The organism is Catellatospora sp. IY07-71 (genome assembly GCF_018326265.1).
GTDB lineage: Bacteria > Actinomycetota > Actinomycetes > Mycobacteriales > Micromonosporaceae > Catellatospora.
Window position 1 is genome coordinate 6,842,184 of the sequence record NZ_AP023360.1, and the last position, 17,190, is coordinate 6,859,373.

Here is a 17,190-nt window from a genome sequence, read left to right on the forward strand (position 1 = left end):
GTTAGCCTGGGATACGACCCCGACCTGAGGAGGGACCGTGCCCCACGCTTCCCCACTCGACACGCTGGCCCGCGAGCTCGCGGTGGTCGACGCGAAAGCCGGCTGCGACCGCATCGCGGCGATCCTGCGACCCGACCCGCAGGCGACCTCCGTCGCCGTCGCCGACGGCGACCGGCTGGGCCTGGTGATGCGCCACCGCTTCGACGCCGCGGCCGCGGCCGGCCAGGCGGGCCCCGGCGTCCCTGCCGCCGCGATCGCCTACTGGCACCCGCTGCGGCTGCCCGGACGGACCACCGCCGTCGCCGCCTCGGAGGAGATGCACGCACGCCCGCGCGAGCACCGCTACGACGACGTGCTGGTCGATCTGGAGGGCGGCGGCCTCGGCGTGATCCCGGCGGTCCGGCTGTTCGACGTCGTCGCCACGCAGTTCGCCGAGCGCGCCCACTACGACGACCTGACCGGCCTGATCAACCGTGCCAAGTTCCTCGACCTGCTGATGGCCGCCTGCGCCGCCACCGAGCAGGACGGCGACGAGGTTGCGGTGGCGTTCATCGACCTGGACGGGATGAAACGTATCAACGACCGGCTCGGGCACCGCCAGGGCGACGCCGCCCTGGCCCAGGTCGGGCGGCGGCTGCGCGAGGCGACCCGGCCCGGCGAGGTGGCCGCCCGCCTCGGCGGCGACGAGTTCGCCGTGCTCTCGCGATTCCCCCGCGACGGCGACCCCGCCGCCGTCGCCGAAGACCTCGGCCGCAGGTGCCTGCTCGCCATCACCGCCCGCGACGGCCACGCGGGCGCCGTGCCCCGGATGCGGGCCAGCATCGGCGTGGCGGTCACCGCCCGGTGCGCCGATCCGCAGGCCCTCGTCGACACGGCAGACGCTCTGATGTACCGCGCCAAGCAGGCCGGCGGCAACCGCGTCGAGCTCGAAGCGGACACCTGTGCGGCGTCGGCCCGCCCGTCGGCGGCCGCGGGCCGCGACCGGCTGGAAGCCGCGCTGGAACAGGGCGAGCTGCGGCTGCACTACCAGCCGATCGTGCGGCTCAGCGACCACCGCGTCCAGTCGATCGAGGCGCTCATCCGCTGGCAGCATCCCGAACACGGCCTGCTCGGCCCGGGACGCTTCCTGCCGGCGGTGCACCAGGCAGGGCTGATGCCGCTGCTGGACACGTGGGTGCTGCGGCGCGCCTGCACCGACCTGGCCGAGCTGATCAGCTCGCTCGGCCACGCGGCGGCGCCCGACCAGGTCAACGTGAACCTCTCCACGTCCACGCTGGCCACCGCGTTCGACGACACGGTGCTCGCCGTGCTGCGCGAGACCGGCCTGGCCGCGCACCGGCTGCGGATCGAGCTGCCGGAGGACGCCGAGCTGGAGGCCCTGTCGGCGGCCCGCGCGCGGCTGGAGCGGCTGACCCGGCACGGGGTGCTGCTCACCCTCGACGACATGGGCGCGGGCTCCACCAACCTGCGCTACCTGTCCTCGCTCACCGTGCAGGGCATGAAGATCGACCAGGGGTTCGTGGACGGGATGCTGCACAACTCCCGCGACCACGCCGTGGTCAAGCTGCTCACCGACCTCGGCCACGGCCTGGGCATGCGGGTGACCGCCGAGGGCGTGGAGAACGGCGCGCAGCTCGCGGCGCTGACCGAACTCGGCGTGCCGTTCGCCCAGGGATACCACCTGGGTATGCCGCTGCCGCTGCCGGAGCTGCGGCAGCGGCTGGCCCGCGCAGGCGCGGCGTCAGGTCCAGCGGTCGCCTAGCAGCAGGCGCCTGCCCCAGTCGTCGTACGGGATCGACTCGCCCGTGTACAGCGGGTGGAACCACGCGAACGCGAGAACCACCAGCAGCACGTACGCGCCCGCGATGACCGCCCCGGCCAGCCGCCGGTTCTCGTCCGGCGGCCGGCCCGGCGGGCTCGTCATGATCGCGCCGAGCACGAACACCACGGCCAGGATCAGGAACGGCTCGGCGGGCATGGCGTAGAAGTAGAACATCGTGCGCTGGGGGTAGAAGAACCACGGGATCAGCGCCGCGCCCGCCATGGCCAGGATCGCCGCGGCCCGCCAGTCGCGCCGCGCGATGCCGAACCAGAGCGCCGCGCCCAGCGCGGGCAGGAAGCTCCACCACAGCAGCGGCGTGCCCAGCAGCAGCACGTCGGCCATGCACTTGTCGGCCCCGCACAGCGCGTCGCCGTTGCGGTAGAACAGCACCGGGCGCCCCAGCAGCAGCCACTGGATCGGCGCCCACTCGCCCGCCGACTGGTAGGTGTGCGGGTTCGTGGCCGTCGTGATCGCCTGGTGCGAACCGTACGCCAGCTCGTGGTACTGCATGAGGTTGCGCAGCGCGCCCCACACGGGCGGCTCGTCCTGGCCGCTGTCGCGCAGCCAGTGCCGGGCGTAGCCGCCGTCGCCGGCCAGCCAGCCGCTCCACGACGCCAGGTACACGGCCAGCATGATCGGCAGGCCCGCCAGCAGCCAGCCGATCTCGTCGAGGAAGGTGTCGCGGATCGGGTTGCGGACCCCCGCGCTGCGCCGCGCGCCGACCTCCCACCACAGGATCAGCAGCACGAACACCGGCACGAACGCCAGCGCCGACCACTTGACCGCCAGCGCGCAGCCCAGCAGCGCGGCGGTGGCCAGCCGCCACCACGGCACCGCGTGCGGCGGGCGGCTGCCGCGTCCCCGCCCGGCCGGGTCGCCGCCGCTCTCGACGAACCGCAGCCACCTGGCCCGGCGCTGGTCCCGGTCGCGCAGCAGCGTGCCGAACGCGGCCAGCACGAAGAACATCAGGAAGATGTCGAGCAGCGCGGTGCGCGACAGCACGAAGTGCATGCCGTCGAACGCCATCAGGATGCCGGCCGCGCAGCCCAGCATCATCGAGCCGAACAGGCGCATCGCGATGCGGGTGAACATCAGCACGGAGAGGGTGCCGAAGACGGCTGCGGCCAGGCGCCAGCCCGCCTCGCTATAGCCGAGGACCTGCTCGCCGAGGCCGATGATCCATTTGCCGAGGGGCGGGTGCACCACGTACCCGGCGGTGTTCTCGTTCTCGTTCCACTCGAAGCCCTTTTCCCACAGCCAGTGGGCGTCGGTGGCGTAGTAGGTCTCGTCGAAGATCTTGCCCGGCGGCTTGGCCAGGTTGTTCAGCCGCAGCAGGCCCGCGAGCAGGGTCACCAGGAGCGCGGCGGGCCAGGCGTACGGGTCCAGCACCGGTGGCGCGAGACGGCGGCGCAGCACATCGGACACGGGCGTCGCGGAGGTGCCCGCCTGTCGGGGGGGCGGCAGCAGGACCGTACGGGGCATGGCCGCATGGTAGGCGCTCGTGATCGCGCCCGCCGCCCGACACCTCCCGCCGCCCGGTAGAGAACGGTTACGCGGAACGGGTCGTGTTATCGCGGACACGTGCACCATGCCGGTGGGACGGCGGGCATGCCGAGCGATCAGGTCGTGGCGACGCGCTGCGGCTGGGTACGCCGCGAGGGCAGCAGCGTGAGCGCGAGCCCGAGCAGGGCGCTGACACAGCCCGCCACCAGGAACAGCGAGAACACCGGCTGGCCCAGCCACTCCCACAGCGGATGCCAGCGCGGATGCGGCTCGCCGAGGTGGTGTTCGACCATGAACGGCACCGTGAAGAGCACGGGCAGCCACCACAACCCCATCGTCACGCCGAACAGGACGTCGACCGGGACGCGCGCCGGATGCGGGGCCTGCGTGCGGCGGCTGGCCCAGCCGAACAGCAGCCAGCCCACGGCCGCGCCGAGCAGCCCCGCGGCGATGGCGGCGGGCCACACGGCGGCCGGGGTCGTCCGGCTCAGGCTGACCGCCAGGTAGGTGCTGTCGGCCTGCTGCTGCGGGTAGAGGTCCAGTTCGAGCGTGAGGTCACCGCGCTTGGCGAACAGCCTGGTGTCCTGCGGGATCGTGGCCGGATCGCACGGCGGTCCGGCGCACCCGTACATCTCGTTGTGCGTCGCCGGGTACACCGTCCAGCCGCCGTCTCGCAGACTCTGCTCGGCCGCGGCCGCGGTCTGCTCCAGCGGCACGGGCGGGAAGCCGGTGCGGTAGGCCGTGGTCGCCGTCAGCGCGTACTCGCCGCCGTCGCCGAACAGCAGATCGTTGACGGAGTCGAGGCTCAGCGGCTCGCCGTAGATCGCGAACAGGGCCTCCGCGGTGTTGACGTCGCCGGGCGGGAACCGGTGTCCGGGCAGCACCTCGGCCAGGATCGCGGCGGCCTCCGCGCGGTCCGGCATCGGCGGCGAGGTCTCCCAGGCGAGCCGGGTGGCCAGCGCCGCGGTGAACAGCCCGCAGATGACGGCGGTGAACACGGCCCAGGTGACCACGGAGCGGCTCCTCGGCCGGCCGAGCCGGGCGCGCAGGCCGTGGCCGATCAGGTTGGCGGCCTCGCGGGCCGCGGGCCGGGTGCGGCCGGGCGGCGCCGCTTCGAGCAGCGTCGCGAGCAGCTCCTCGCCGCGCTCGCGGCGGTAGGCGCGGGGGTAGCCCAGCAGCAGCCGCCGGTAGCGGCGTGCCAGCGGGTCGGAGGTCACCGGCATGGTCTGCCTCTCGGACATGGCCGGTCAGGCCGTCTGGGGTCGCAGGGTGCGCAGCCGGGTCTCGGCCGCGGTGGTGAGCCGGCGCATGCGGGCGGTCTCGGCCTCCAGCGCCGTGACGCCGCCGGGGGTGAGCCGGTAGTAGCGGCGCAGGCGGCCGTCGACGGTCTCCTCGCGGTCCAGCTCGACGAGCCCCTCGGCGGCGAGCCGGTCCAGTGCGGTGTAGAGGGTGCCGGGCAGCAGCGACGTCCGGCCCCCGGACAGCTCCGCGACGTCCTGGATGATGGCGTATCCGTACCGCGGCCCGGCGGCCAGTGCGGTGAGGATCAGGTAGCTGGGCTCACGCATCGGCGGCATGCACGGACCATAGTTAAATGATCAATACATGTCAAGATCCGGGACAGCCTGCGCACCCCGCGGCCACTAGGCTCCCTCCATGACCGAGCCCACCTTCGTGACCACCACCCGCCAGTCCTACGACGCCTTCGCCGCCGACTACACCGAGCGCTTCCGGGACGAGTACGAGGCCATCCCCATCGAGCGCGCCATGATGTCGGCGTTCGCAGCGCTGGTGCAGGCGGACGGCGGTGGCGAGGTGGTCGACGCCGGGTGCGGCGGCGGCATGAGCACGAACTATCTGCACAGCCTGGGCCTCGACGTCCGGGGCGTCGACGTCTCCCCCGGCATGCTCGCCCAGGGCCGCAAGGAATACCCGCACCTGCGCCTGGACGAGCGCAGCATGACCGACCTCGGCGTGCCCGACGGCTCGCTCGCCGGGATCACCGCCGTCTACTCCGTGATCCACATCCCGGACGAGGTGCTCCCGGCCCTGTTCGCCGGGTTCAAGCGGGCCCTGCGGCCGGGCGGGCACCTGCTGCTGATCTTCATGAACCTGGACGAGCACATCGTGCGCACCGAGGCCTTCGGGTACACGATCCACCTGGAGTACCACATGCGCACGCCGGGACGGATGGCCGGTTTCCTGGAAGCGGCCGGGTTCGACGTGCACACCGAGGTCACCCGCAAGACCCAGGCGGGCGAGAACCTGCCGCGCGCCATGCTGCTCGCGCGGAGCTGACCGGCGTCAGCGCAGCAGCGACCAGGCCGGCCCCGCCAGCTGCCGCCTCATGGCGCCTCCTCCCGCTGTCCTGCCGCCAGGCCGGGCCGGTACGCCCAGGTGGCGCGGACGGCGGTCTCCGGCGGCAGGGCCATGTCGCCGGCGGGGACGGTGATCGGGTCGCGGCCGCGTACGCTCCAGCGCACCGCGAGCGGGCTGTCGGGCTGCTCGGGTGTCGGCCCGACCAGCTCGACGGCGTACACCTCGGACCACGGCACCGGCTCGCGCCACCCGCGCGGGCGCAGCCCGTCCGCGTCGAGCGTGATCGGAGCGCCCGGGGCCGGATCGTCCCGGGGCACGCCGCGCAGGCGGCGGGTCAGCGCGCCCGCCGCCACCACCAGCAGCAGCACCAGCCAGACCAGCGCGCTCACGCCGAAACTGCTCAATCCCTCGACGAGGTCGGCTGGGACGCCGAGGTGATACCAGGTCAGCCAGCCGACCGCGGCGACGGCTGGAACGAGCAGCGGCCACCAGGCACGCAGCCCACGCCGGCGCGGAATCGTCAGCGGCACCGCGGGGAGCGGACCGGCCCGGTGCAGCAGCAGCAGCAGGTTCGGCGTCTGGGCGTGCGGCGGCAGGCCGCCCCGGAACACCCGCGGCGTGTACTCCCCGTTCATGATCACAAACCCGGGCGCCACCGGAAGCACCAGCAGCAAGATCCAGCCGGGGACATCCTGGACGGAGCCGCCCGCGATGAACATGGCCAGGCAGAGGCCGTAGAAAGCGGTCATCGCCACGCCGAGCAGCAGCTCCCGGGTGTTCTGGTCGCGCCGGTCGAGGCGGCGTACCCGGTCGACGATCGCGGCCGCCACGGCCGGATCGGGAAACGGCCGCCCCTGCGCGGCCAGCGCCACGGCTTCCGCGCGCTCCTGCGCGGACAGCGACGCCCAGTCCCTCGTGCTCCCGTTCACGCACCGGACGGTAGCCGGGGCGCGCGAATCCCGCGGTACCGGTTGCGCGCCACCGTGCCCTTCTCGTGATCGAGGTCCCGCCGGGCCCGGGAACGGCTCGGCGGGACCTCGATCACGGGCGGTCAAGCCGGCACGGCCGCCGGGCCGGTCCGGAAGCCCTCGCCCAGGTCGCGCGCCCGCCCGATGGCCTCGCTCAGGGCGGCCTCACGCTGGTGCGGGGTGATGTCCATGGGCTGGGCGTGGATGAACCGGATGTCGGTGACGCCGACGAACCCGAAGATCGCCCGCAGGTACGGCTCCTGGAAGTCGTACGGCGCCAGGAAGCTGCCCGCCGAGTAGTCGGCGCCCCGGGCGGTGACGCACACCATGCGCTTGCCGTTCACCAGCGGCACGACCTGGCCGGTCTCGTCGTACCGGAACAGGTAGCCCGGCTGCACGATGCAGTCGATGTAGTACTTCAGCGCGTACGGCACGCCGAAGTTCCACATCGGAGCCGTGACCAGGTACATGTCGGCCGCCAGGAACTGCTCGATCAGCGACTCGACCTGCCGCCACGAGTCGTGGTGGTTCCGGTCGATCGGGCGGCCGACCATCAGCGAGTACTTCGCCTCGATGTTGTCGCCGGCCACCGGCGGCAGCTCGTGCCGGTAGAGGTCGATCACGTCGAGCTCGACGTCGCCCTCCCGCGCGGCCAGGCCCTTGAGAAAGGCCTCCGAAACACGAAGCGAATGCGATTCGGAACCACGGGGCGTGGCGACGATGTGCAGAATGCGCATGCCGTTCCTTCATCGGGGGAATGAGACGTCCAATGTAGGCATGACCTGTGCATATGCGGATCGCACTGTCGGATTATGGCGCTCTTCAGGTGGACGGCGGAATGAATTGTGAAGGTCGCCCGCATACTGCCTGGTATCAGCCGGCCTCGGCCATGGTGCGGCCGGTCTCCAGGAGCGTCTTGAGGTCCGAGAGCAGGTGCGGCCAGCCCTGGCTCACCATGCCGGGCAGGGCGCTGCCGGGGGCGAAGCCGTCGTGCACGACGGTCAGCTTCACCAGGTCGCCGACCTGCTCCAGGTCGAAGGTCACCTTCGACCGCTGCTCGGCGGCCAGCTGGACGCGCAGGTCCTCGGCCAGGTCCACCGACTTGGCGAACTCCGGCGTGAAGGTGTGCCACGTGTAGGACAGCCGCGTGTAGGGCTCGGCCACCAGCACCACCTGCGCCGGGTCGGCCATGACCACGCCGTGCCGCTCCCAGCTCATGGTCGAGCCGGGCTGCCAGTCCGTGTCGAAGGTGACCTCCCAGTACCGGCTGGTGAACGCCGGGTCGGTGATCGCCTGCCACAGCTTCTCGGGTGTGGTGCGGATGTAGGTCGTGTAGACGAACTCGTCCATGGGTTGCTGCTCCAATGCCGTCTTGAGGTCCGCGAGCGCCTGCACCCGCCCGCGGTGGTAGCGGTCGATCCAGCGGTCGGCGATGGCGTTGATCGGCTCGGCGTTGAGGAAGTGCAGCTTCTCCCGGCCCCGCCACACGGTGGTGACCAGGTTCGCCGCCTCCAGCACCGCCAGGTGCTTGCTCACCGACTGCCGTGCCATGTCCAGCCCCGCGCACAGCTCGCGCAGGGTCTGCCCGCCGCGCGCCTCCAGGCTGTCCAGCAGCGCCCGGCGGCTCGGATCCGCCAGCGCCTTGAAGACCTCGTCCATCCCCGTCCCCACATGCAGCCATTCGGCTGCCTTTCCTCACGATAGGCAGCCGAATGGCTGCATGTCAAGTCGGCCCGCTGTCCGTCAGAGATGTGGTGCAACGCCAGCCGGACCACCCGGCCTCCCCCGACACCCCTGACCCGATGAGGAGCGATGCGTACTCCATCCACATCGGACGCTGTCTTCCTGTGGCGAGCAGCCACCACGTCGACGAGTCCTGACCACCCGGCGCCCCCGTACCCGGGGAGGTGGTGATGTCCCGACGCGACACGTCCGCCCCCGGCAGCTCCCTGGAGCGCGCGGACCGCAGCCGGTCGCTGCCCGCGACGCCGTACGGCGGTTTCAAACGGCGCCGGGACCGCTTCCACGGCTGGTGGGACGGGCGGCTCGGGCGGCCCGACGTCGCCTCCGAGGACCTCAAGACCGCCTACTGGCGGGGCCTGGAGAACCTCGCGCTGAAGATGTACCAGCAGGAGCGCGTCGCGTTCCAGGAGGAGTTCGGCCCCGCGCTGCGCCGCGCCGCCGCCGCGAAGACCGAGCTGCAGCAGTGCCACGAAGCCCTGCCCGAGCAGCGGCTCGCGGTCGAGGTCGCGCAGGCCGAGTTCAGCGACGAGAAGCTGCGCCAGGAGAAGCTGCGCGAGTCACGCGCCCCGGGCGTGCCCGACGACGTGCTCGCCCGCAACCGCGCGCTGGCCAGGCAACGCGAGCAGCTGGCGGCCGCGAGAGGCCGCTTCGACAAGACCCGCGAGCGCGGCGACCGCCTCGAGATCGAGATCAAGGACCTGGAGGTCCGGATCCGGCTCGGCATGGAGCAGGCCCAGTCCCGGGCGGACCTCGCCTGGCGGCACGTGTCCGAGCGCATCAACGTGTACCGCCAGTCGCTGTGCCGGTCCCACGAGTACGGCGACGAGATCGACGCCCGGCTCGGCGACATGGCCGGCCCTCCGCCGTTCCCGGACGGCGGAGCCGACCACCCCGCGCAGACCCCCTCGGACAGGAGCTGAAGCACCCATGGCCCGCAACCACGCAGACCCCGGCGCGCCTGCCGGATACTACGGCTCGCTTCGGCCGCCGGACCAGGACGCCCTGCTCAGGGAAGTGGAGAGCGACCTCGCCAGGATGCCGGCCCTGGACGAGGGCCTCGGCGGCGTGCTCGACCCCGCCATCGACGCCAAGGCCGCCGGCTGGGACCACGACATCGACCTGGAGTACAAGCGGCAGGTCCAGCTCGCCAAGGACGAGCTGGCCCGCATCGCGCCGGACGCCGCCGCGCGCCAGCGGCTGGTCGACGACGCCACCGCCGAGCAGGAGACCGCCCGGCAGATGTACGACAAGGCCCACCGCGAGGCCGTCGACCCTGCGTCCCGCCCCAGCAGCGCCCTCGTGCCGGCGCAGGCCAAGCAGTCCGGGCCGGCCCACCTCGTCATGGCGCACACCCCGCCCGGCACCGCGCTCACCCCGCACGACCCCGCCGCGGCCGCCCGCGCCCCCCGCCGGAACCCCCGGCGCGGCTACGGACCCGGCCGCGTCGACGGGCTCTCAGCCGGCGACCTGGCCCACTATGGCGTGCTCACGCTGGCCATGCTCGCCGACTTCGTCGCGTTCTACCAGGTGCTCGCCCTGATCCTGGGCAGCCTGCCGGAGCTGCTCTACGTCGCGGTGCTCGCGGTCACCCTCATGGCGGTGTACCTGATGCACAAGGCGGGTGAGACGTTCCGCGACTTCGTCGCGCGCCACCACCCCGGTGGGGACCTCTGGATCGTCGTGGTGTGCGTGCTCGGCTGGGCGCTGCTCGGCGCGGGCGCCTACTGGCTGCGGCTGACCGTCGAGGACGACGAGGGCGCCAGCACGTCGCTGCTCAACTTCGGCGGCTTCGAGGTCGGCGAGGACGACACCTCGACGGCCACCAAGGCGATGGTCTTCCTCATCGTGTACGTGACCACCGGCGTCCTGGCCATGGTCGGCGCGTACCTGGCGCGTCACCCGTACACCAGCGCCTACCGCGCAGCGCGCCGCAACCTGCGCCGCAAGACCCGGCGGCTGCGCCGGGTCTCCCGCCGCGCAGCCAAGCTGCTCGCCCGCCAGCGCACCCTGAACGAGCGGCTGGAGGCCGAGGCCGCGGTCGCCGACGGGCACCGCGGGCAGCGCCGGGCGCTGGCCTGCGTGCTGAAGACGCACGTGCGCACCCAGATCGCCCAGCGGCTGCACGATCCGGAGCAGCTGCAGTACCTGCTCGGGCAGCCCATCCCCGGGTGCTCCACCCGGCCCGCGGAGAGGAACTCGGATGCGGCTGTCTGATCGCACCCGCCGGGGGCGCGCCCTCGCCCGCGCCGCGTCGATGGGCGTCCTGCTCGCCACCGCCCTGCCCGCCGCCGCCTGCTCCGAGGCCTGCTGCCCGCCGGAGATGACCTTCGCGGCGCTGCCGGGCTGTCTGGAGCAGGGCGGCGAGGTGGCGCTCGCGGTCGGGGCGCGGGCCAACCAGCCCGCCCCGGTGCTGCCCGCCGAGGTGCAGACCCTGCTGCAGCGCACCGCGTACGACGGCGACCGGATCAGCGTGTTCCGGGTCGACGGCGATCCCAAGCCGACCGGCGACGCCAAGTTCGGCAGCGGCGCGCAGAACAAGGTGCGCTGGGACAAGGACCTGGAGAACTTCCAGCTGAGCCTCGGCAAGGCGATCAGCGCGGTGAAGGCGGAGCAGCCCGAGGCCAACCCGCTGGAGGCGGTCGCCCGTGCCAGCGAGGCGGCGGCCGGCCAGGGCACGGTCGTCCTGATCGACTCGGGCCTGCAGACGCTGGCCCCGCTCGACTTCCGCCAGGACGGCATGATCGACGCCGACCCGGTGGAGCTGGTCGACTTCCTGGAGAAGGAGGGCCAGCTGCCCAAGCTGGACGGCAAGGCCCTGGTCCTGGTGGGCATCGGCACGACCGCCGAGCCGCAGCGGTCGCTCGACACGGCCCGCCGGGACAACCTGCTGGCGATCTGGCGTGAGATCGGCAAGCGGGGCGGTGCCCGGTGCGTCGAGTCCTACGCCACCGCGCAGCAGGCGGCCGCGCCGGACGGGCTGCCCGCCGTGGGCGCCGTCACGATCCCGCCGCCGCCGAACCCGCCCCAGGGCTGCGACAGTGTCAGCATCCGCGACGCCGGGCGGGTGAAGTTCCGGCCCAACTCGGCCGACTTCGTCAGCGAATCGGACGCCGCCGCCGAGCTGAAGGCCTACGCCGACACCGCGCTCGCGAAGAAGTATCGGGTCAAGCTGACCGGCACCACGTCCTCGGCCGGCGAGAACCGCAACACCGAGAGCAAGCGGAAGCTGTCCCGCGACCGTGCCGAGGCGGTCAAGCGGATCCTGGTGGGACATGGTGTCCCCGCCGGCGACGTCGAGACGCTCGGGGCGGGCATGGACTTCCCCGGCTTCGCCGACGACCGGGACCGCGGCGGCAACCTCGTGCCGCAGCTCGCCGCGCGCAATCGGCAGGTGATCCTGGAGTTCACCGGCTGCGCGTAGGCACCACGGACACCGGGACCGGCCGCGCACTCGGCCGGTCCCGGCCCGCTGGATCGGCGCGGCGTAGGGTGGGCGGAGATCATCAGGAGGTACGGATGAAGAGCGTCTTCGTCACCGGATCCGCCGACGGCATCGGGCTGCAGACGGCACGTGACCTGATCGCGGCCGGGCACCGGGTGGTGCTGCACGCCCGCGACGAGCAGCGCGCGGCGCAGGTGCGCGACGCGGTCCCCACCGCCGCGGCCGTCGTCGCCGGGGACGTGTCGTCCCTGGCGCAGACCAGGTCACTGGCCGCGGCCGCCGCCGCGCACGGCCCGTATGACGTGGTCGTGCACAACGTCGGCATCGGCAGCAGCAGCGAGCGCGTGGTGACCGAGGACGGCATCGAGCGCATCTTCGCCGTGAACGTGCTCGCGCCGTACTTGCTGACGGCTCTGCTGCCGCTGCCGGAACGGCTGATCTATCTGACGTCCGGGCTGGAGTCGGGCGGCCGGGCCGACTTCGCCGACCTGCAGTTCGAGCGCAAGCCGTGGCAGGGCATGCAGGCGTACAGCGACTCGAAGCTGCACGACGTGACGCTGGCGTTCGCGGTTGCCCGCCTGTTCCCGGCGGTGCTGAGCAACGCCGTCGACCCCGGCTGGATCAAGACGCGGATGGGCGGGCCGAACGCGCCGGACAGCCTGCCGGAGGGTGCCGAGACGCAGGTCTGGCTGGCCACCGCCGACCCGGCCGAGGTCGGGTTCAGTGGGCGCTACCTCAAGCGGCGGCAGGACCTGCGCGCCAACCCGGCCGCCTACGACGTGAGCGTGCAGGACCGGCTGCTGGCCGCGTGCGCGCAGCTGACCGGCGAGAAGTTCCCCGCCTGAGCGTCAGCTCGCGGAGGCGTCCGGCAGCGGAGGCGGGCAGGGCTGCGACCGCAGCTCGAAGTGCCAGATCTCGTTGGCGTAGATCTGGCACAGTCCGTACGCCGCGCCGTGCCGCTGGAGCCACCGGTCGGCGTCGACCGGTCCCACGTCGACGGCGTCGCCGGTGACGTGGGTGGACCGGTCCGGGGTGTTGACCAGGCGGCGCGCCTCCTCCGGCCCGTGTTCCGCGACGGCCTCCTTCAGCAGGTGCTCCTGGTGGTCGCGGCTGCGCCAGCCGGAGTTGATCACAAGGGTGACGCCGTCGCCCCGGGCGTCCACGGCGGCCTTGCGGACGGCGTCGCGCAGCGCGGGGTCGAGCCCGGTGATCGCCGGGTGGTCGTCGTCGAACGGCGACACCGGCTCGGCCAGGTAACCGTCCGCGGCGGTCAGGGCGCCGGCCGCCGACGCGTCCTGCGCGAAGGCCGTGTACGTCGGCACCGCGACCGCGAGGGCGGCGGCGGCACCGACACCGGCTCGCCAGGGCAGCCGGGGACGCGGGGCTGGGCAGGTCATCTCGAAGCTCCTCTCCCGGTCACCGCGACGATCACGGTGACCCGCGAGGAACCACTCCACCACTCAGCGTGTTACCGCAGGGTGAGCCGATACCCACACATGCTGTTAACACCCACCACAGTCTCTTGAAAGGCGCGAATCGGGCGCTCAGCCCTGCCAGGGCTCCACCCCGACCTCGACCAGCTCGCCCGTGCGGGCGGACTCGTCGATGGCGAGGCTGATCGCGTGGTCCTGGCACGCCGCGGCGAGCGGATACGGGGCCGGTCCCTGCTCGCGTACCCACCGGCCGGTGGCCTCCAGGATGGTCGCGATGGCGATCTCCTCATCGGACAGCCGCGCGCCCGCGTACGGGTTGGTGTAGAGCACCTCGCCGTCGAATCCGATGTGGTCCAGGTCGAAGCCCTCCAGGTTGAGGTCGCGGCCGGTCTGGCGGCGGCGCAGCTGCGACTCCACGAACGTGCGGGTGCCCTGCAGGCGCACCACCCGGTCGTCGGTCAGCTCGCCGAGGCTGCCGCGCACCACGATGCGGCGGCTGCGCAGCGGGTTCCACCACTGGTTGTCGGTGAAGTCGTAGAGGCCGCTGCGCCCGCCGCCGAAGTCGACGGTGGCCAGCGTCGTCGTCGCCGGGCGCGGGGTGGCGTCGTCGCGCCAGCCCGCCGGGGTCAGCGGGTCGGCCAGCGGCGCGGTGAAGGTACGCGCGTGCACGCTCGCCGGGCCCAGGCCGACGCCGAGCATGCCCCGCAGCATCGACACCGCGTGGTAGCCGTGGGTGGACGACACCTGCGCCGAGGTGGGCTCCCCGATCACGCCGGTACGCAGCACCGCCAGCCGGGCGGCGTGGTCGGGCAGCAGCAGGTACTGCTCGGCGACCTGGACGCGCTCGGCCCTGCCGACCTGCTCCCAGAGGCGGCGCAGCCCGGCCAGGTCCGGTGCGGGCGGCGTCTCGGACAGCACGGGCATGCCGCGCTCGCACAGCGCCTCGACCAGGCCGGGGTTGACGCCCCACGGCACGGAGGTGATCACGTACTCGGGGTCGCCGGTGCGCAGCAGGGCGTCCAGGTCCTGGGTGACGGGCAGCCGCCAGCGGCCGGCCACCTCGGCGGCGGCCTCGGGCGAGCGCGTCAGCACGCCGGTCACCGTGAACCGCTCGGGCATCAGCTCGGCGAGCTTGAAGAAGAACTGCGCACGCCAGCCGCGCCCGACCACCGCGTACCGCACCGGGTTGTGAGTCACAGCGGTACCGTACGGCAGCGGCGGGACCCCGCGCAGTGCGAGATCCCGCCGTGGACGGTGCCGGTCAGGCGCCGACGTACTGCGCCAGGTGCTGGCCGGTCAGCGTCTGCTTGTTCTTGACCAGGTCGGCGGGCGTGCCCTCGAAGACGATCCGGCCGCCGTCGTGGCCCGCGCCAGGGCCGAGGTCGATGATCCAGTCGGCATGCGCCATGACGGCCTGGTGGTGCTCGATCACGATGACCGACTTGCCCGCGTCGACCAGCCGGTCCAGCAGGCCGAGCAGGTTCTCCACGTCGGCCAGGTGCAGACCGGTGGTGGGCTCGTCGAGCACGTACACCCCGCCCTTGTCGGCCATGTTGGTGGCCAGCTTGAGCCGCTGGCGCTCGCCGCCGGAGAGTGTGGTGAGCGGCTGGCCGAGGGTGAGGTAGCCGAGGCCGACGTCGGCGAGCCGGTCCAGGATCGCGTGCGCGGCGGCGACCTTGGACTCCCCGGTGCGGAAGAACTCCTCGGCCTCGGTCACCGGCATCGCGAGCACCTCGCTGATGTCGCGCCCGCCGAGCCGGTACTCCAGCACGGCCGCCTGGAAGCGCTTGCCCTCGCACTCCTCGCAGGTGGTGGCGACCCCGGCCATCATGGCCAGGTCGGTGTAGATGACACCGGCGCCGTTGCAGGTCGGGCAGGCGCCCTCGGAGTTGGCGCTGAACAGGGCGGGCTTGACGCCGTTGGCCTTGGCGAACGCCTTGCGGATCGGCTCCAGCAGCCCGGTGTAGGTGGCCGGGTTGCTGCGCCGCGAGCCGCGGATGGCGCCCTGGTCGACGGAGACGACGCCGTCGCGGGTGGCCACCGAGCCGTGGATCAGCGAGCTCTTGCCGGAACCGGCCACGCCGGTCACCACGGTCAGCACGCCGAGCGGGATGTCGACGTCCACGTTCCGCAGGTTGTGGGTGGCGGCGCCGCGTACCTCCAGCTTGCCCTTGGGCTTGCGGACCGAGGGCTTGAGCTGGGCGCGGTAGTCGAGGTGGCGGCCGGTGAGGGTGCCGCTGGCGCGCAGGCCCGCGACGGTGCCCTCGTAGACGACCTCGCCGCCGCCCGCGCCCGCGCCGGGGCCGAGGTCGACGACGTGGTCGGCGATGGCGATCGCCTCCGGCTTGTGCTCGACGACCAGCACCGTGTTGCCCTTGTCGCGCAGTTGCAGGAGCAGCTCGTTCATGCGCTGGATGTCGTGCGGGTGCAGGCCGATGGTCGGCTCGTCGAAGACGTACGTGACGTCGGTGAGCGAGGAGCCGAGGTGGCGGATCATCTTGGTGCGCTGCGCCTCGCCGCCGGACAGGCTGCCCGCGGACCGGTCGAGGCTGAGGTAGCCCAGGCCGATCTCCACGAACGAGTCCAGGGTGCGGGTGAGCGTGGCCAGCAGCGGCGCGGCGGACGGCTCGTCGAGCTGCCGCACCCACTCGGCCAGGTCGCTGATCTGCATCGCGCAGGCGTCGGCGATGCTGACGCCCTTGATCTTCGAGGAGCGGGCGGCCTCGCTCAGCCGGGTGCCGTCGCAGTCGGGGCAGGTCTGGAAGGTGATCGCCCGCTCGACGAAGGCGCGGATGTGCGGCTGCATCGCGTCGACGTCCTTGGACAGGATCGACTTCTGCATCTTCGGGATGATGCCCTCGTAGGTGAGGTTGATGCCCTCGATCTTGATCTTCGTCGGCTCCTTGTAGAGCAGGTCGTGCAGTTCCTTCTTGGTGAACTTCTTGATCGGCTTGTCCGGGTCGAAGAAGCCGCAGCCGGTGAAGATGCGGCCGTACCAGCCGTCCATGGTGTAGCCGGGGATGGTCAGCGCGCCCTCGTTGAGCGACTTGTCCTCGTCGTAGAGCGCGGTCAGGTCGAAGTCGTTGACCCGGCCCATGCCCTCACACCGCGCGCACATGCCGCCGGTGACGCTGAAGGTGCGCTTCTCCTTGGTGGTGACGCCGCCCTTCTCGACGGTGACCGCGCCCGCGCCGCTGATCGAGGCGACATTGAAGGAGAACGCCTGCGCCGAGCCGATGTGCGGCGTCCCGAACCGGCTGAACAGGATGCGCAGCATCGCGTTGGCGTCGGTGGCCGTGCCGACGGTGGAGCGCGGGTTGGCGCCCATCCGCTCCTGGTCCACGATGATCGCGGTGGTCAGGCCCTCCAGCACGTCGACCTCGGGCCGGGCCAGGGTCGGCATGAAGCCCTGCACGAAGGCGCTGTACGTCTCGTTGATCAGCCGCTGCGACTCGGCGGCGATGGTGTCGAACACCAGCGAGCTCTTGCCCGAGCCGGAGACGCCGGTGAACACCGTCAGGCGGCGCTTGGGCAGCTCGACGCTGACGTCCTTGAGGTTGTTCTCGCGCGCGCCGTGCACGCGGATCAGGTCGTGACTATCCGCGTCGTGCGGCGTGGCCGCCCTTGGGGACTTGCTCATCGTGTCTCCATCCATGGCTTCGAGCGGCACCTGCGGCTCTGCAACGTCGGCACGGTCGCCGCAACGGTACACGTACCGTACGACGTACGGTTGCAACCGCGGCGGGTGCCCGTCGCATTTCCGCGCGCAGGGTGACGGTGCTCACGGCGCCTCACCCTAACCAGGGCGGCGTGAGCTGCGCTTCTCGAATCCTGACCGGTTCCGCGAGGGCGGCCGGTGAGCTGCCGGGCGGCGGGGCGGGGTGGCACGCCGGATACGCCCGGCCGCCCGGCAGCTGCGCCGGTCACCGCCCTCGCCCCACCGACGGACGCGGACGGTGA

The 17,190-nt window shown here is 72.4% G+C and carries 15 protein-coding genes; 6 read left to right on the forward strand and 9 right to left on the reverse strand.

Translation table 11 applies throughout. The annotated features are described in order from the left end of the window. Positions 1-37: 37 nt before the first annotated feature. Positions 38-1,762, forward strand: a complete 1,725-nt coding sequence (locus CS0771_RS30410) for a bifunctional diguanylate cyclase/phosphodiesterase (protein WP_212844200.1) — start codon at positions 38-40, stop codon at positions 1,760-1,762. On the opposite strand, the gene CS0771_RS30415 is transcribed toward CS0771_RS30410, so the two are convergent. The 3 genes from CS0771_RS30415 to CS0771_RS30425 all read right to left on the reverse strand — a co-directional run bounded on the left by CS0771_RS30415 (position 1,742) and on the right by CS0771_RS30425 (position 4,893). Beyond that, positions 1,742-3,304 carry a dolichyl-phosphate-mannose--protein mannosyltransferase gene (locus CS0771_RS30415; RefSeq protein ID WP_212844201.1) on the reverse strand — a complete coding sequence of 521 codons (1,563 nt, stop codon included), beginning with the start codon at positions 3,302-3,304 and terminating at the stop codon, positions 1,742-1,744. The genes CS0771_RS30410 and CS0771_RS30415 overlap by 21 nt on opposite strands. A 137-nt stretch (positions 3,305-3,441) precedes the next feature. Beyond that, the gene (locus CS0771_RS30420) at positions 3,442-4,566 is read right to left on the reverse strand and encodes a hypothetical protein (RefSeq protein ID WP_212844202.1); all 1,125 of its coding nucleotides are present in this window, start codon (positions 4,564-4,566) and stop codon (positions 3,442-3,444) included. Between the two features lie 6 nt (positions 4,567-4,572). After that, positions 4,573-4,893, reverse strand: coding sequence for a PadR family transcriptional regulator (locus CS0771_RS30425; RefSeq protein WP_212846124.1), 321 nt, complete (start codon positions 4,891-4,893; stop codon positions 4,573-4,575). Between the two features lie 88 nt (positions 4,894-4,981). On the opposite strand from CS0771_RS30425, the gene CS0771_RS30430 reads away from it, so the two are divergent. Beyond that, complete coding sequence (locus CS0771_RS30430) at positions 4,982-5,623, forward strand: class I SAM-dependent methyltransferase (protein ID WP_212844203.1); 642 nt, start codon at positions 4,982-4,984, stop codon at positions 5,621-5,623. 47 nt (positions 5,624-5,670) lie between these two features. Here the strand turns inward: CS0771_RS30430 and CS0771_RS30435 are convergent, their stop codons facing one another. The 3 genes from CS0771_RS30435 to CS0771_RS30445 form a co-directional block, all read right to left on the reverse strand. Next, the gene (locus CS0771_RS30435) at positions 5,671-6,573 is read right to left on the reverse strand and encodes a hypothetical protein (protein WP_212844204.1); all 903 of its coding nucleotides are present in this window, start codon (positions 6,571-6,573) and stop codon (positions 5,671-5,673) included. Positions 6,574-6,695: 122 nt separating this feature from the next. After that, positions 6,696-7,349, reverse strand: coding sequence for an FMN-dependent NADH-azoreductase (locus tag CS0771_RS30440; protein WP_212844205.1), 654 nt, complete (start codon positions 7,347-7,349; stop codon positions 6,696-6,698). A gap of 136 nt (positions 7,350-7,485) precedes the next feature. Next, positions 7,486-8,271, reverse strand: coding sequence for a metalloregulator ArsR/SmtB family transcription factor (locus CS0771_RS30445; RefSeq protein ID WP_212844206.1), 786 nt, complete (start codon positions 8,269-8,271; stop codon positions 7,486-7,488). A 254-nt stretch (positions 8,272-8,525) separates the two neighbouring features. On the opposite strand from CS0771_RS30445, the gene CS0771_RS30450 reads away from it, so the two are divergent. The 4 genes from CS0771_RS30450 to CS0771_RS30465 all read left to right on the forward strand — a co-directional run bounded on the left by CS0771_RS30450 (position 8,526) and on the right by CS0771_RS30465 (position 12,642). Then, positions 8,526-9,275, forward strand: a complete 750-nt coding sequence (locus CS0771_RS30450) for a hypothetical protein (protein WP_212844207.1) — start codon at positions 8,526-8,528, stop codon at positions 9,273-9,275. Positions 9,276-9,282: 7 nt separating this feature from the next. Further along, positions 9,283-10,569, forward strand: coding sequence for a hypothetical protein (locus tag CS0771_RS30455; RefSeq protein ID WP_212844208.1), 1,287 nt, complete (start codon positions 9,283-9,285; stop codon positions 10,567-10,569). Then, positions 10,556-11,776, forward strand: a complete 1,221-nt coding sequence (locus tag CS0771_RS30460) for an OmpA family protein (RefSeq protein ID WP_212844209.1) — start codon at positions 10,556-10,558, stop codon at positions 11,774-11,776. Before CS0771_RS30455 ends, CS0771_RS30460 begins: the two co-directional genes overlap by 14 nt. Positions 11,777-11,871: 95 nt before the next feature. Further along, entirely contained in the window at positions 11,872-12,642 is a 771-nt protein-coding gene (locus CS0771_RS30465) for an SDR family NAD(P)-dependent oxidoreductase (protein WP_212844210.1), read from the forward strand. Between the two features lie 3 nt (positions 12,643-12,645). Here CS0771_RS30465 and CS0771_RS30470 read toward each other — a convergent pair whose 3' ends face one another. From CS0771_RS30470 to CS0771_RS30480, 3 genes are all read right to left on the reverse strand, one after another. After that, positions 12,646-13,194, reverse strand: coding sequence for a M15 family metallopeptidase (locus CS0771_RS30470; protein ID WP_212844211.1), 549 nt, complete (start codon positions 13,192-13,194; stop codon positions 12,646-12,648). A 147-nt stretch (positions 13,195-13,341) separates the two neighbouring features. Then, positions 13,342-14,427: a Gfo/Idh/MocA family protein gene (locus CS0771_RS30475; RefSeq protein ID WP_244871123.1), complete on the reverse strand. Its 1,086-nt coding sequence runs from the start codon at positions 14,425-14,427 to the stop codon at positions 13,342-13,344. A 64-nt stretch (positions 14,428-14,491) separates the two neighbouring features. Beyond that, positions 14,492-16,870 carry an excinuclease ABC subunit UvrA gene (locus CS0771_RS30480; protein WP_212844212.1) on the reverse strand — a complete coding sequence of 793 codons (2,379 nt, stop codon included), beginning with the start codon at positions 16,868-16,870 and terminating at the stop codon, positions 14,492-14,494. Positions 16,871-17,190: the final 320 nt, after the last annotated feature.

Bases quoted from the DNA above. Each gene is read 5' to 3' on its own strand.
- CS0771_RS30460 (WP_212844209.1), top strand. From the start codon at position 10,556: ATGCGGCTGTCTGATCGCACCCGCCGGGGGCGCGCCCTCGCCCGCGCC.
- CS0771_RS30470 (WP_212844211.1), bottom strand. From the start codon at position 13,194: ATGACCTGCCCAGCCCCGCGTCCCCGGCTGCCCTGGCGAGCCGGTGTC.
- CS0771_RS30430 (WP_212844203.1), top strand. From the start codon at position 4,982: ATGACCGAGCCCACCTTCGTGACCACCACCCGCCAGTCCTACGACGCC.
- CS0771_RS30445 (WP_212844206.1), bottom strand. From the start codon at position 8,271: ATGGACGAGGTCTTCAAGGCGCTGGCGGATCCGAGCCGCCGGGCGCTG.
- CS0771_RS30465 (WP_212844210.1), top strand. From the start codon at position 11,872: ATGAAGAGCGTCTTCGTCACCGGATCCGCCGACGGCATCGGGCTGCAG.
- CS0771_RS30440 (WP_212844205.1), bottom strand. From the start codon at position 7,349: ATGCGCATTCTGCACATCGTCGCCACGCCCCGTGGTTCCGAATCGCAT.
- CS0771_RS30480 (WP_212844212.1), bottom strand. From the start codon at position 16,870: ATGAGCAAGTCCCCAAGGGCGGCCACGCCGCACGACGCGGATAGTCAC.
- CS0771_RS30450 (WP_212844207.1), top strand. From the start codon at position 8,526: ATGTCCCGACGCGACACGTCCGCCCCCGGCAGCTCCCTGGAGCGCGCG.
- CS0771_RS30455 (WP_212844208.1), top strand. From the start codon at position 9,283: ATGGCCCGCAACCACGCAGACCCCGGCGCGCCTGCCGGATACTACGGC.
- CS0771_RS30415 (WP_212844201.1), bottom strand. From the start codon at position 3,304: ATGCCCCGTACGGTCCTGCTGCCGCCCCCCCGACAGGCGGGCACCTCC.
- CS0771_RS30420 (WP_212844202.1), bottom strand. From the start codon at position 4,566: ATGTCCGAGAGGCAGACCATGCCGGTGACCTCCGACCCGCTGGCACGC.
- CS0771_RS30425 (WP_212846124.1), bottom strand. From the start codon at position 4,893: ATGCGTGAGCCCAGCTACCTGATCCTCACCGCACTGGCCGCCGGGCCG.